The organism is Rhizobium sp. 10N414, from assembly GCF_056394785.1.
Genome location: NZ_JBFTIN010000046.1, coordinates 20269 through 33873 on the forward strand (window position 1 = coordinate 20269; position 13605 = coordinate 33873).

Below are 13605 nucleotides of genomic sequence, written 5' to 3' on the forward strand. Positions count from 1 at the left end.
GGCTGTAGCACATTTTTTCGGAGCTAAGCGTCATTTAACAATCGTGATGCCTTCTCAACAGTAAGGTTCTCGGTAGCGGCACCCTTGATCGGCTGCTGCAATTCCAAATGAAACAAACCGCGTCGAGACGAAGCAGTCACCTCAAATCAACGGAGGCCAAAATGCTCAGTAAAGCCTTTGAAGCCCAATGCGCCGCTGTGAACGTTCACTGTACTGACCAGCGACAACGGCAGAAAGCCGGCCTCACTCTCTTCGCTCTTGCGCTCGGAAGCTTCTGTATTGGCACATCCGAATTCGCGAGTATGGGAATTCTGCAACTGTTCTCGGCAAGTTTGCAGATCGATCTGCCGGCCGCCACGAACGCGATAACAGCATACGCATTCGGTGTCGTGATCGGTGCGCCCCTCGTCACGCTGGCCGCGGCTCATCTTAACCGTAGAACTTTGCTTCTGTTGCTTATGACTGTCTTCGTGTGCGGAAACATCCTCTCCGCCTTGGCGACAGGCCTCGGCACGCTTGCGGTCGCTCGCTTTATCAGTGGCGTGCCTCAAGGCGCCTACTTCGGGGCGGGGGCGGTCGTGGCATCATATATTGTCGGCCCGGGACATGGTGGGAAGGCGTTCGCCCTCGTGATGAGCGGCCTGACGATTGCCACGATCGTCGGATCACCCCTCGCCACCTTCCTCGGCCAAAACCTGGGGTGGAGGAATACCTACTTTGCCGTTGCAGCTCTCGGTGTGCTGTCCGCCGCTGCGTTGTGGCTATGGCTCCCCAGGACGAATGCCTTGAATGGCGGTTCAATCGTCCGAGAACTAAGTTCGCTCGGCAAACCGGCGGTCTGGTGGATGATGCTGGTGGCAGCGCTTGGCGTATCGAGCATCTTTGCCGTCTATACTTTCATTGGCCCTTTCGTGACCGATGTCGTTTCCATGAGCCCGGGATGGATCCCGATCGCTCTCGCCCTGTTCGGCATCGGCATGACGGCAGGAAACCTTCTTGGCGGCAGAATTGCTGACCTACACCCGGCACGCGGCATCGTGGTGGGCTTCGGGAGCGCCGTGATCGTACTCGCGATCGTTGCCAGTTTCGGCTCTAGCGCCCCCACGCTTTTCGTCGGGCTTTTCTGCGTTGGGGCAACCATGATGACAGCAATACCCACGATCCAGGTCCGCCTTACGCGGCTTGCGCCGGAAGCCCCAACTTTGATGGGTGCCATGAACCTGGCCGCTCTCAACGTCGCAAATGCCATCGGCGCCTGGACCGGTGGGCTGGCCATCGGCAGCGGCTTGGGTTTGCTCTCTGCGGTATGGGCAGGGTTTTGCCTCACCCTGCTGGGACTTGGCACATTCGCACTTGTCCTGCGCGGCAGTCCGCGCATGGCTCCCGCGCAATGATCAGTGACATTCAAGCAAGCACAAGCCTCGTCAGCAGCACCCACGACGAGCATGGGGCCATCGTCTATCCCTTGGCGTTGGATTTTCGTTGCCCTGGTGAGTAGATCTCCGTGAACCGCTCTCCTGTCGCCTGGACCGACCCCCATTGCTATCGAAACCTCGGAAGTCTCAAGAATGATCGGGGCTGAAGATTGAAGCGAAATTCTCACGCGCTAACTCCACAAGGCCGATATTGGAACAGCGGACAAACGTTCTCCGAAAGGGATCACCTTCTGGTGGTCATACAAGACCATGCCCGAAACAAACCGTTCTCCGGATGCTTCGGCCAGAATTCGCAATCCCGAAAAATCGGAATTCGAGACGGATGCTGCCGCTTTTATCTCGATACCGACGATCCGCCCTCTTGTATCTTCGATGACGATATCGACTTCGTTCTGCTGCTTGTCTCGAAAATGCGAAAACTCGAGGCGGGTTTGCGCGCCGCTGGCGAGTTTAAGGATCTCTCCAAAAACGAAAGTCTCCAGCAACGTCCCGAACTGACCCCTGTCGTCGCGAAGGCGGTCGAGAGAGAGGTCTCGAAGGGATGCGAGAAGGCCGGAATCGAGGAAATGTATTTTCGGTGTCTTCGTCAGACGTTTCAGTTTGTTGGAAAACCAGGGTTGTACGGTTCGAGCGAGGAAAAGGCTCTCGAAGATGCCGACATATTTTTGCGTTGTGATGTGGTTCATCCCAATGGCCGCGCCAATTCTGGAATAGTTCACGAGCTGTCCCGAACGCTCTGCCAGAATGCGTAGCAGGCGCGGCATTTGAGCGATCTGCTCGATTTGCGCGACATCGCGAACGTCGCGTTGAACGATCGCCTGGATATAATCCGCATACCAGTCCTGTCTGCGGCTCAAGGTTTTGCGGCCCAGTGCCTCGGGATATCCACGCTTTCCTTGATGGCCAACAACAGCTCGGGCGCGCGCTGAATTTCATCGATGATGGCGCGATCCATACCTCTTACAAAACCAACTGGATCCTGTCGCGCTGCGTCCAGGGTCGTTGCATTGTCCAGCGTGTAATACTCCATCCCCTCGTTGGCCATCTTCTTGGCCAACGTCGTTTTTCCTGATTGTCTGGGACCGACGATCAGTCAACGAGCCTTGGGTACAGCGCCACAGCTTCATTCCTTTGATGACTGTTTGAAACTAGGGCTATGACCGATTGAAAGTCAAGGAATGACCATTTGAAATCTGTATGGCGACTGATTGAAAGGATAGGCGCTCGACGCAAGCGAGGACAGGACGTTAAAAGTCTCGGCGACCTTGTAGGCGCTATAGTGTTGCAGCATCACGCCGCCCGAGCCGATACGGATCGAGCACGTGCGTGCAAGTAGATAGGCGATCAGCGCCTCGGGTGCGGAACTCGCCAGGTTGGTCATGCTATGATGCTCGGCGACCCAGAAGCGGTGATAACCGAATTCCTCGACCGCAATGGCCAGCTTGACGGCCGCCACAAGCGCATCCGCCGCGGTCGCACCAGCTTCGACCGGGGCCTTGTCCAGCAAGCTGAGAAGATAGGTCATCACATCGGCTCACAAATAAGTAGATATTTAGCTCGATAGGAAACCGCTTTCTCTTTGGAGTTGAAAGAAAGGAAAAAAGCACCGTGCGGCTGAGGTGGGATGACGCTACCGTCAGGCAGGTATGAACGATCTTGATTATGGAGTGAATTCGATGCCCGAAGCCTTGGAGAATGTAAGGGTAACGCTGGCATCAAGGCCCAAAGGGCTGCCGTCGCCTGAGAACTTCCGAACCGAGCGCGGCCCCCTGCCGACGGCCGCAGAAGGTGAGGTCCTTCTGCAGGTTCTTTATCTATCACTCGATCCCTATATGCGCGGACGCATGGATGACGCGAAATCTTATGCTCCGCCAGTTGCTATCGGCGGGGTCATGGAAGGCGGCACGGTTGCCCGCGTCATCGGCAGCCGCAACAGCAATTTTGCGCCGGGCGACATCGTCCTGTCCCATTCGGGCTGGCAGACCTACGCTACATCGAGCGGCGACGGGCTGAGAAGGCTTGACGCCACGCAGGCACCCCTGACCGCGGCGCTCGGCGTGCTCGGCATGCCAGGCTTCACCGCCTATGCCGGACTTCGCAATATCGGCAGGCCAAAGCCCGGCGAGACCGTTGTTGTCGCCGCAGCAAGCGGCGCCGTCGGATCGGTTGTCGGCCAGATTGCGAAAATTGAAGGTGCAAGGGCTGTCGGCATTGCCGGCGGCCCTGAGAAATGCGCATTCGTCCGCGACGAACTAGGCTTCGATGTTGCAATCGATCACCGCGCCAAGGATTTCAACGCCCAACTCGCGTTAGCCTGCCCCGATGGGATTGACGTCTATTTCGAGAATGTCGGCGGCCCCGTTGCCGAAGCGGTCTTTCCGCTTCTCAATGATTTCGCACGCATACCCGTCTGTGGCCTGATTGCCCACTATAACAACGAACCGGCGGAAGGCGTCGATCGCCTCCCCGGCTTCATGCGAGCCGTGCTTCGCAAGAGCCTGACGGTGCGTGGCTTCATTCAGCGCGAATTCGCGGACCAGCGGCCCGATTTTCTGAGCCAGGCGTCGGCATGGCTGGCCGACGGCCGCCTGAAATTCCGCGAGGACATCGTCGATGGCCTGGAGAATGCCCCCGAGGCCTTCATCGGCCTGCTGCAGGGCAAGAATTTCGGGAAGCTGATTGTACGTGTCAGCGAATAACATCAAAAGTTGAGATGCCCCCTTCATTGTCACCGGCTGTTGCCGACAGGATGGCCAAAAGGAGGAGCTTCCTCTATTGTGTTGGGCGTCGCCACTACCTTTGCATTGACCTGAAACATCGCTCTCGTTGCAAAAAGGGCCCCGGCAGCCAACACCATCGTACAATAGACCCTATTTCATAATCGGCGCATCCTGGTTGCGGGAGCGGCAGTCGCTGGCAATATTCCACGGCGGGCAGCGTCGAAAGATCCGGAGCCCAGGCGCGAGACAGGAACCAGAACTGTGATCGCAAATGGCACAGCATGCTCATGCAATTCGCTTCGCCGGCTCGGAATTGGGCCACAGCCGCCATGTCTGCGCCTTCTTCAACAGCGAGGATGAGGCCTACAAGGTGCTTATACCGTTCATCGTCGATGGGTTCGAATGCGGGCATAAGGCCGTTCATCTGGTCAATCCCGGCCAGCGGCCCGCACACCTCGACAGGCTCCGCTGTGAAGGGATCGACACCGAAGAAGCGGAGGCCGTCGGTCAGCTCGACATTCGAACGAATGCCGATGTCTATCTCAGCGATGGTCGCTTCGATTCCGACAGGATGCTTGCGGTCTTCGAGAAGCTGGCGAGCGGTCACTCGGACAACGGCTATCCGCTAAGCCGGATCATATGCCAGATGGACTGGGCCGGCGACGGGCGATCCGATATTGCGGATCTGATATCCTTCGAAGCGCGCGTGAACGACGTCTGGAGCCAGCACGACGACGTTGTCATTTGCATTTATGATCTTGCAAAGTTTGGCGGCGAAACTGTCGTCGATGTTCTCCGCACGCATCCGATGGTTGTCGTCGGCGGCGTCCTCCAGGAGAATCCATTCTATGTCGCCCCGGCGCAGTTCCTGGAAGAATTGCGGGAGCGGCGTGCGAGGAGGAGCGAGGCTCGCGACCGCGGTGAGAACCATGGTTGATCTCGCCAAGAGTGCCGCACCACGTGATGATTGGCGTCGCCGATGCATGAGCGACCTGATCACGCTCGTTGCCTTGCCAGCGATGTGGTCGGGTGGCGATCTTTTTCAGATCGGCAATATCCTCCTCGACGCCCTTCAGGCGATGCTGGATGTCGACCTGCTCTATCTTCGGCTGATGCTGCCAGATGACCCAGCACTCGTGGAACTGGCCAGACTGCCGACTTCCGATGTCGCTATCAACGCTCAGGAGGTTGGAGCGTCCCTCGATTCCGCACTTGGACCTCTTTCGGCCTGGCCGGCTTCCGCCAACCTGTCGCTCGGGCGAGGTCTGATGGTCATTGCGCATGCGCAGGTGGGATTGGGAGGTGCTGCCGGCGTTCTGGTCGCGGGGTGCCATGGCAGGCTTCTGTCGCAAGAGGAGCGCCTTGTACTCAACGTCGGCGCCAATCAAGCCGCACTTGCGGTCAATGAGGCGGCGCGGCATGTCGGTCAGGCAAAATTGGCAGCAATGCTTGAGAAGCGAATCGCCGAGCGGACGATGGAGCTCGCCACTGCCAACGTGGCCCTGAAGAAGGAAATCGCCGAACGTGAGCAGACGGAGGAAGCGCTCCGCAAAAGCGAACGCACTGCTCGCCGTCTTGTCGACAGCATGCCGGGTATGGTCGCGATCCTTTCCAGTGAGGGAGTAGTCGAGGCCGTGAACGCACGGCTCACCCGATACTGCGGCGTTAGTCTTGAAGAGTTTCGAAACTGGCAACATGCTGACATCATACATCTCGACGATCTGCCGACAGCGATAAGGATCTTCAACGAGGCAATCTCAGCCGAACAGAATTTTGATCTGGAGGTGCGCGTAAAGGGTAGTGCCGGGGACTATCGATGGTTCCAGGTTCATGGCGTTCCCTTCCCGGACCCCTCGACCGCGCCATGGTACGTGTTCCTGACGGATATCGATGATCGGAGGCGTGCCGAGGCCGCCAGGGCGGCCAACGAGCAGAAACTCCAGGAGATCGTAGACGCCATTCCCGTCATGGCCTGGGCCGCGGCACCGAGCGGAGAGGTGGAATATCTGAACGAACCCTGGCTTGAGTTTGCCGGGATCGCGGCAGATGAGGCCGACCACTGGTGGGCAGCTGTTCACCCGGACGATGTCGCCTGCCTTCTCAAGACGTGGGAGGAGGTGCTGCACGCGGGCGTTCCCGGCGAAGCAGAGGCCCGCATCCGCCGTCGCGATGGCGAATACAGGTGGTTCCTGATCCGGTCCAACCCGGTCTTCGCCGAAGATGGGTCGGTGGCACGATGGTATGGAACGAATACCGACATCGACGACAGGAAGAAGGCCGAGGACAAGCTTCGTCACAGCGAAATGCTGCTGGCGGAAGGCGAGCGGATGAGCCACACCGGTACCTTCTGCTGGCAGCTAGCAACCGATGAGGTCATTTTCTCCGACGAACTCAGCCGCATCTTCGGCTTCGAGAAGGACGCCGTCATAACCATGGAAGCGGTGGCGACGCGGGTTCACCCTGACGACAGAGAGGTTCTCGCACGCCGGCGCGACGAAATTCGCGCTGGCGCTTACAATCCAGAGTATGAGGCCAGGATCATTTCGGGCGACGGGTCCGTCCGCTATCTAAGGGTCGTTGCGCGCAGTCTCGAGTATCCCGATGGCCATGTGGAATGCATCGGCGCCGGCCAGGACATCACGGAGCGACGTCTTGCCGAAGAAGCCCGCGACCGATTCAGGGCCGAACTTTCGCAGATCACACGGGTGATGAGCCTCGGAATGATGACGGCCTCGATAGCCCACGAAGTGAACCAGCCGCTTTCGGGGATCATCACGAACGCCGGCACGTCTCTTCGAATGCTCGCCGCGACACCACCGAATGTCGAGGGCGCTCTGGAAGCGGCACGCCGGACTATCAGGGATGGACAGCGCGCATCCGAAGTGGTCGGGAAGGTCCGGGCACTGTTCAGGAAGCAGCCCGCAACGCTCGAACCGCTTGACCTCAATGATGCCGCACGCGAGGTTGTTGGCTTGATCGGGAGCGACCTGCAAAGGAACAGGATCGCACTGCGGTTGGACCTTTCAGATCAACTGCCGGGGGTAGATGGGGACCGGGTTCAGCTTCAGCAGGTCATCATGAACCTGTTCCGCAACGCGATCGACGCAATCGGCGAGCTCGCGCACCAGCCTCGGGAAATCGCTTTGCGAACGGCGATCACAACAGAGGGGCTGGTCGAGCTCGCGGTCCGGGACACAGGTTCGGGTATCGCGACTGATATCGAACAGCTCTTCACGGCATTCCACACGACCAAGAGCGACGGCATGGGCATCGGCCTGTCGGTCAGCCGCTCGATCGTCGAAGCGCACAACGGTCAAATGTACGCGTCATCCAACGAAAAAGCCGGAGCGACCTTCGGCTTCCGACTTCCCTCGAATTCGGCGCCACAAATCCAGGCGACGGGCCTTGGTCAAGCGAGGACGCGGCGATGAAGAAGGAGCCAGTCGTTTGCATTCTTGACGAGGATGTTTCGATACGGGAACCACCGCTCCATCTGATCCGGTCGCACGGATTTGATGTCGATTCATTCTTGGAGATGAAGCACACCGATTGCATGAACCTCGGCGTCGGAACGCGGGCGGCCCGCACCGCAGGCTCACACGCAATGGGCAGGTTTTACCGGCCATGCTCAGTACAGCAAGGCGGCGAAGGGATGCTCCGACTGCTCCTTGCCGAGGGCGGTCGAATGTATCGGCGCGCGTTTTGACGGTTCTGAGCGAAGGCTTGCGTGATTTGCTTGTCAGATGACACTGAGCGAAGTCAGAAGGAGAAAGCTATGTACAGTACCATCGCGGCCGCACATCAGCGGGCAAAGACGCAGATCCAGGCTCTGGAGAGATCCGTTGTGTTTGTCGTCGATGACGATGTGTCCGTCCGGGAATCCCTGGAACTTCTCATCGCATCCGCAGGATGGCAGCCGCTGCTTTTCGCTTCCGCGAAGGACTTCCTTTCACATGCGCGACCCGCTGGGCCGAGCTGCCTCGTGCTTGATGTCAACATGCCGGGCTTGAATGGTCTCGACCTTCAGAGCCTTTTGACCGCGGATGGAAGGAGGATACCGATCATCTTCGTAACCGGCTTCGGCGACGTGCCGACCACTGTGCGCGCAATGAAGGCCGGCGCATTCGAATTCCTGACCAAGCCAATCGACACCGCTGCGCTATTGCATGCCATAAGAAGTGCCATGCAACGCAGTGCAGCACTCACGCGCGAAGATAGCGAGCTGGCCGCCCTTCGATCCTGCTATCAAATGCTGAGCCCCCGGGAGCGCGAGGTCATGTTCTTCGTCGTCCACGGCCTCCTGAACAAGCAGGTGGCTTTCGAACTTGGGATCAGCGAAATAACCGTTAAGGCGCATCGCGGTCAGTTGATGCGCAAAATGAATGCTCGTTCTCTGCCCGAGCTTGTCACCATGTTTGCGCGCCTCCGGCTCGGCGATCAGGTAGTCATGCATTGAGGACCACGGCAAAGGTTTATCCTTTGCGCCAGACCAGCATCCGATAGTATCGGAGACACCTTGGCACAATAGCCTGAGGTCCCATTTCGGGAGATGCTTCCATGGGAGCAAGGATTGAAGCCTCGGTGCGTCCCAGGGGATCGGTGCCGGACTGGTGAAGGCATTTCTCGACAAGGGCTGGAACGTCGTCGGGACATCAAGGCGCGTCAGCAAGCCAGGTAATCCGATCGGACAACCCGTCTCGAGCTCGTCGACGGCGATGTCAGCGATCCGGCGACGGCCGAGCTGGTAGCTGGCTGGGCTGTGGATCGGTTCGGTTCCATCGAACGCTCTCGCCAATAACGCAGCGATATTCACGAAGATGTTCCCCCCACCATGCGGCCTCCCGAAATCGGTCCTGTACCACATCGCTGGCGGTATAGCGTGTCTGATAGCCACGCCGGGGACTGTTCCTGAATCGTGCAAACGACAAGAAGGGCCAGCGGACCGATACCTTGGTACAATGTACTGGAGGTTGAACAACTCCTAGATTCAATCGTGTTCCGGCGGTGGTTCCGACCGGTTGACAGATATACCGTGTGGTGGCCGCAACGGAGTTGGCCATGGAAAACGTTCGTCCATTGGTTTCGGTCGTTGACGATGATGTGTCGGTTCGCGAGTCCCTGCCCGCGCTTATTCAATCATTTGGCCTCGACAGCATCGCCTTCGCGTCGGCGGAGGAGTTTCTCGCTTCGGGCGCCCTTGCGACGACGAGCTGCCTGCTTCTCGACGTCGTTATGACGGGGATGTCTGGGACGGATCTGCAGTGCGAGCTCCTACGTCGCAACAGCCCGGTCCCCATCGTCTTTATAACCGCGAACCATGACGAGAACCAGCGGTCAAGGCTCCTTGCAAAAGGCGCATCCGATTGTCTTTTCAAACCTTTCTTCGACGACGCCCTCGAAAAGGCCGTCCTTCGAGCACTCGCAGAACGCAGCGGATGACGCGCCGGGCTTGACATCACGGATGTTCACCACCGGCCCCAGACGCGATCCCGTGGCGTCTGGGGCGTCGTCGTCAAAAGCGCCTGTCCACCGTTCTTCGGTGGCATACCACCTCGACGATCAGGGCTCGGAGCCCCAGACAGCCGCGGTCAACTGCGGCTGAAGGTGTGATCGCCGCGATGCCCCGGCAGGCGAGCGGTGATCTCCTCGTCGGTCCAGCCGTTGTCACGAAGCACGACGACGCCTTCACCGTCGCCTTGCTAACCGCACTGGTTGCACTCTGTCGGGTCGCCGAAAACCGGTGAGCTAATCGTCGGCCAGAGTTTGTGCGATGGATCTGCCATAGGGAAAGAACATATCCTTACGCCCTTCCTGCCAAGCGGACCGCAACTCCGGTTGCGTGATGTCCCAGTCGGGCCAGGATTTCTTGCAGACCTCGCGCAGATCCTGGCGAAGTTCCTCAACTGTCGGGCGGCCAAAGAACCAATAGCCATTGTAGAGTTTGTAGACGACCAGACCGGGTTCGAGGACAATGACATGGGGGATCATCGGATTATGAACCGGGTCCGTGTATTCCGCGATTTCAAGATCCTGCTGGATCGTCCGTCTCGGATCCGACAGAAATGGCCAATGCGCCCCGACGCCGCTGCGGAACTCGTGTGTTTCGGCAATGGTGTCGGTGCTGATCGTCACCAGCCTGCAATACCCGACCTCCATTTCTCGATAGAGCTGCAGCAACCCCTCATGCTGACGTCGATCCTTGGGACAGAAGCTGCCTCGGCTGAGAACCAGCACCATGGGATAGATGGCCTGCAACTCCGAGAGTTTTCGACGCTTGCCGGTGTGATCGCTGAGTTCGTAGTCTGGAAAAACCGCTCCCGAAACGATGTCTGATCTCATGTCCAATTCCTTCGTTTGTGCGACCCCTGGCCGCTATAGGTCTATGACGAGGTCACCTGCCGGTTGCGAGCAGCAAAGCAGCAGATTGCCATCCGCAGCTCCATCGATCGGGTTCGGTTGATAGGTAACCAAGCCCGAGATCAATCCGGTCTCGCAGGTGTGGCAGACGCCGGTTCGGCAGGACCAGCGAGCCGGCACATCGCATGCCTCAGCCAAGTCGAGCAGGCTGTGCATGCTCGGGTTCCAACGCACGGCCAATCCGCTGCGAGCGAACGAGACCAATCCTCCGGAGCCGGGCTCGCCAGCCGGCTGATGCGGTGGCTGTCGCGGCGAAGTTGCGATTCCTGGCGTTATGGATGAACCGGAGCCAAACATCTCGGTGTGGATGCGATGGCGCGCAACTCCGACGCCAGCAAGTCCTTCCGTGAGGTCGCTCATGAACTTCGCAGGTCCGCAGAGGTAGAAATCGCTCTCGATCGGAAGGCCAAGCGTCTTGAGGATTGCCGTGTCCAGGTGGCCTGTCGAGTCATAGTCAGTGCCCTGTCGGTCGCCTGGCGCGGGCGCGCTGTAGCAGGTGTGGCCATGGGCATTCGGGAGCGATCGAAGGAGCTCGCGTACTTCCTGTGCAAATGGATGCTCCAGGCTGCTGCGCGTTCCATAGAGCCACCAGATCTCCCGCGAAGAATTCTCAGCCGCGAGAGCATGAAGCATGCCGAGAACTGGCGTCATCCCTATCCCCGCGCTCAGGAATGCCACAGGTCCGTCGCCGCGGATCAATGTGAAGCTGCCGCGCGGCGCGCTCACCTCCACGAGATCACCCTCGTTCAGTTCTTCGCTTACGAATCTGCCGGCAGCACCGTGCGGCTCCCGCTTGATGGTTACCCTGAAACACTGGCCGTCCGCGCGGCCTGACAGTGAATAGCTTCGAAGTAGGAGCGGAGCCGAGCGTGGCTGCAGCCGGAGCACGATGAATTGCCCTGGCAGGTAGTTCTCCAGCAACCTCCCGTCCAACGGCTGGAGTTCAAGCGAGGTGACGTGATTAACCACCGGCGTCTTGCGAGCAACGCGGAACTCGCGGAAGCCACCCCACGCCGGGCGCGTCTCGATCACGCCCGTCAGGCCAGCATTTCCCGTCACCTTCGCGCCCTCGGCCGATTGTGTGAGCAAAGCCTGGAACGAATGGCGCCAACCATCGCTCAACGCCGGATTGCGCAGCGCCCGTTCCAATCGGTCGCGGCGATGGCCAGGCTTGTAGAGCAGCGCGTTGATCTCCGAGACGCTCATGCCGCCCTCTCCGGATGCGGTCTTGATGATAGCGTCGTCCGCTTGGACATACCCCTCCTCAAGAACGCGAAAATAGAAGCCCGGTCTGTCATGCAACACCAACAGAGCCGCCGTTTCGGGCACGTCCATGCGAATGCCGAGCCGATAACACGTGACACGGGGCTGCGTCACCTCGAACAGCGCCCCACCGATGCGATAGCGGTCACCGATGCAGACCTCGGCGTCGGCAAGCCCGTCCACCGTAAAGTTTTCTCCGAACTGCCCATAGACAAAGTCGCTTCGGCCCAAGTGCCTTTCCCAGTACCGGTAGGAGTCTATCTGGTAGACGAACACCGCGCGTTGCTTGCCACCATGTCCGGCCCGGTCCGCCTGCCGATCGCCGTCGATGTTCAATGTCCGCGCCATGCGTGGACCCTCGACCGAGCTCTTCCAAATCGCCGTCTTGACGATCCTGTTTTGCCATTCGACGTCGCGGGGCAACCCGACGTTGACGGAAAGAAGGCGAGCCATAAGACATACTCCCCATGCCAATGCCGCTTGGTCGAGGATCCAAGGCTTCTGATCCGCAAGCGGACATGTTGCCCGGTCCCGTGACAAGAAAACATCCGAACGGACACGCATTCCATTATACGAAGGTGTGGCCGATACCTTGGTTGAATGGCGGGTCGATGACGGGCCTGCTTTCATGGCGGGTCGGCGCCGCCCGGTCATCAATAGACGAATACCTGGGCAAGCGTATTTTCATAGGGCTAAAGCAATGTCCGATACTTGAAGCAGTATGCAAAAACGGACAAACTGGACCCATACGCTGCCAGACGCACCCTTCGGACTTGAGCTCAATCAAAATCGCGGGTGTGCTGCCGCGGCGGCTACCGACACCATGATCGCCGAACCCCCAATACATTACAATCATACGGAAGTATCGAAGCAGACCCCTCCGCTTGGGTGTCGAGTGCTCCCAAACCCATGTGGATCCCGCATCTAGTGCAGTTTAGGAATGTCGAGAGTGGACTGATCCCCGACAGCCGTTGGCTACCTGGGACAACGCGACCCGCAGCCGCTCGGTGTGTCTATTGGATACTTGCCTCCAACCACCTCTGGCGGGCGCGTTCCACGATTTCACCTTCGGAACGTGCCCCTTCCTGAAACAAGGCGATCACCATAGCAGCGACCTCGACCCTTGCCCTGCGGTCGCGCTCAATTCCGTTCTCGCGACAGATGCTCTTGAGAGCATGCTTGATGAATGAGAAGTCCAGGTAATATGGAGGAATATTGCGGGCGTCGAATGGCGCACCTCGCAGAAGGATGCTGCTCTGAACCGGAGCGCCTGCCCCGAGGTATTCTTTGTTCACAGCCGTCTTTCGCAAATCAGCCTCCGTGTCATTCGATAGAGCCGTTAACTGCTAGGATCGAATAAGCGTAGCAGATTTAGTCTTTGCTAATAAATCGCGTGACCGACGTTATCTACAGTTTTTTGGGAGGGGCCGGCTGATTGGCAGTGGGCGGTGCTTGGGGACGTCAAGCCCGCGGGTCTTCGGCAGCAAGCGGTCGTCTAAGCACAGCCTTGCTCAACGATACTGGGTTCTACTAACGTTGCGCGGTATGTATGCCAGGGAGAAATCATCATGCGCCTGACAATAGCAATCAGCCTCGTAGTCCTGGTGCCCTTGGCCGCGTTCGCCAAATCGCCATCCGATATCGCCGACCTCGTGGGCTCGCGAGCCGCTGGCGCCGAGAGCGAAATGCAGGCGCGGGGCTATGTTGACGTGGGCGGCAACAATACCTGGTGGAACGCCGACAAGAAGCAGTGCGTCAAGGTTCGCGTC

At 58.8% G+C, this 13605-nt stretch carries 9 protein-coding genes and 3 pseudogenes; 8 read left to right on the top strand and 4 right to left on the bottom strand.

The window, feature by feature from the left end; translation table 11 throughout:
• The first annotated feature begins 161 nt into the window (after positions 1 to 161).
• Positions 162 to 1394 carry an MFS transporter gene (locus AC1DE4_RS27345; RefSeq protein ID WP_192242023.1) on the top strand — a complete coding sequence of 411 codons (1233 nt, stop codon included), beginning with the start codon at positions 162 to 164 and terminating at the stop codon, positions 1392 to 1394.
• 212 nt (positions 1395 to 1606) lie between these two features.
• On the opposite strand, the pseudogene AC1DE4_RS27350 reads toward AC1DE4_RS27345, so the two are convergent.
• Together AC1DE4_RS27350 and AC1DE4_RS27355 are read right to left on the bottom strand one after the other, a co-directional pair.
• Positions 1607 to 2529 (bottom strand): annotated as a pseudogene (locus AC1DE4_RS27350) (ATP-binding protein).
• A gap of 135 nt (positions 2530 to 2664) precedes the next feature.
• Positions 2665 to 2961 (bottom strand): annotated as a pseudogene (locus tag AC1DE4_RS27355) (LLM class flavin-dependent oxidoreductase); the annotation flags it as partial.
• A 151-nt stretch (positions 2962 to 3112) separates the two neighbouring features.
• On the opposite strand from AC1DE4_RS27355, the gene AC1DE4_RS27360 reads away from it, so the two are divergent.
• The 6 genes and pseudogenes from AC1DE4_RS27360 to AC1DE4_RS27385 all read left to right on the top strand — a co-directional run bounded on the left by AC1DE4_RS27360 (position 3113) and on the right by AC1DE4_RS27385 (position 9595).
• Positions 3113 to 4135 (top strand): NADP-dependent oxidoreductase, encoded by a 1023-nt coding sequence (locus AC1DE4_RS27360; protein WP_169681999.1) that lies wholly within the window; start codon positions 3113 to 3115, stop codon positions 4133 to 4135.
• Positions 4136 to 4427: 292 nt separating this feature from the next.
• Positions 4428 to 5093 (top strand): MEDS domain-containing protein, encoded by a 666-nt coding sequence (locus AC1DE4_RS27365; protein WP_018859125.1) that lies wholly within the window; start codon positions 4428 to 4430, stop codon positions 5091 to 5093.
• A 46-nt stretch (positions 5094 to 5139) separates the two neighbouring features.
• The gene (locus AC1DE4_RS27370; RefSeq protein WP_169681998.1) at positions 5140 to 7587 is read left to right on the top strand and encodes a PAS domain-containing sensor histidine kinase; all 2448 of its coding nucleotides are present in this window, start codon (positions 5140 to 5142) and stop codon (positions 7585 to 7587) included.
• A gap of 344 nt (positions 7588 to 7931) precedes the next feature.
• On the top strand, positions 7932 to 8612 hold the full coding sequence (locus AC1DE4_RS27375; RefSeq protein WP_169681997.1) for a response regulator transcription factor: 681 nt from the start codon (positions 7932 to 7934) through the stop codon (positions 8610 to 8612).
• A gap of 139 nt (positions 8613 to 8751) precedes the next feature.
• A pseudogene (locus AC1DE4_RS27380) lies at positions 8752 to 8979 on the top strand (hypothetical protein); the annotation flags it as partial.
• Between the two features lie 235 nt (positions 8980 to 9214).
• Positions 9215 to 9595 carry a response regulator gene (locus AC1DE4_RS27385; RefSeq protein WP_169681996.1) on the top strand — a complete coding sequence of 127 codons (381 nt, stop codon included), beginning with the start codon at positions 9215 to 9217 and terminating at the stop codon, positions 9593 to 9595.
• A 306-nt stretch (positions 9596 to 9901) separates the two neighbouring features.
• Here the strand turns inward: AC1DE4_RS27385 and AC1DE4_RS27390 are convergent, their stop codons facing one another.
• Complete coding sequence (locus AC1DE4_RS27390) at positions 9902 to 10495, bottom strand: redoxin domain-containing protein (protein ID WP_169681995.1); 594 nt, start codon at positions 10493 to 10495, stop codon at positions 9902 to 9904.
• A gap of 33 nt (positions 10496 to 10528) precedes the next feature.
• The gene (locus AC1DE4_RS27395) at positions 10529 to 12289 is read right to left on the bottom strand and encodes an MOSC domain-containing protein (protein ID WP_477883986.1); all 1761 of its coding nucleotides are present in this window, start codon (positions 12287 to 12289) and stop codon (positions 10529 to 10531) included.
• Between the two features lie 1115 nt (positions 12290 to 13404).
• On the opposite strand from AC1DE4_RS27395, the gene AC1DE4_RS27400 reads away from it, so the two are divergent.
• On the top strand, positions 13405 to 13605 hold a 201-nt coding region (locus tag AC1DE4_RS27400; RefSeq protein WP_477883988.1), incomplete at its 3' end, for a hypothetical protein.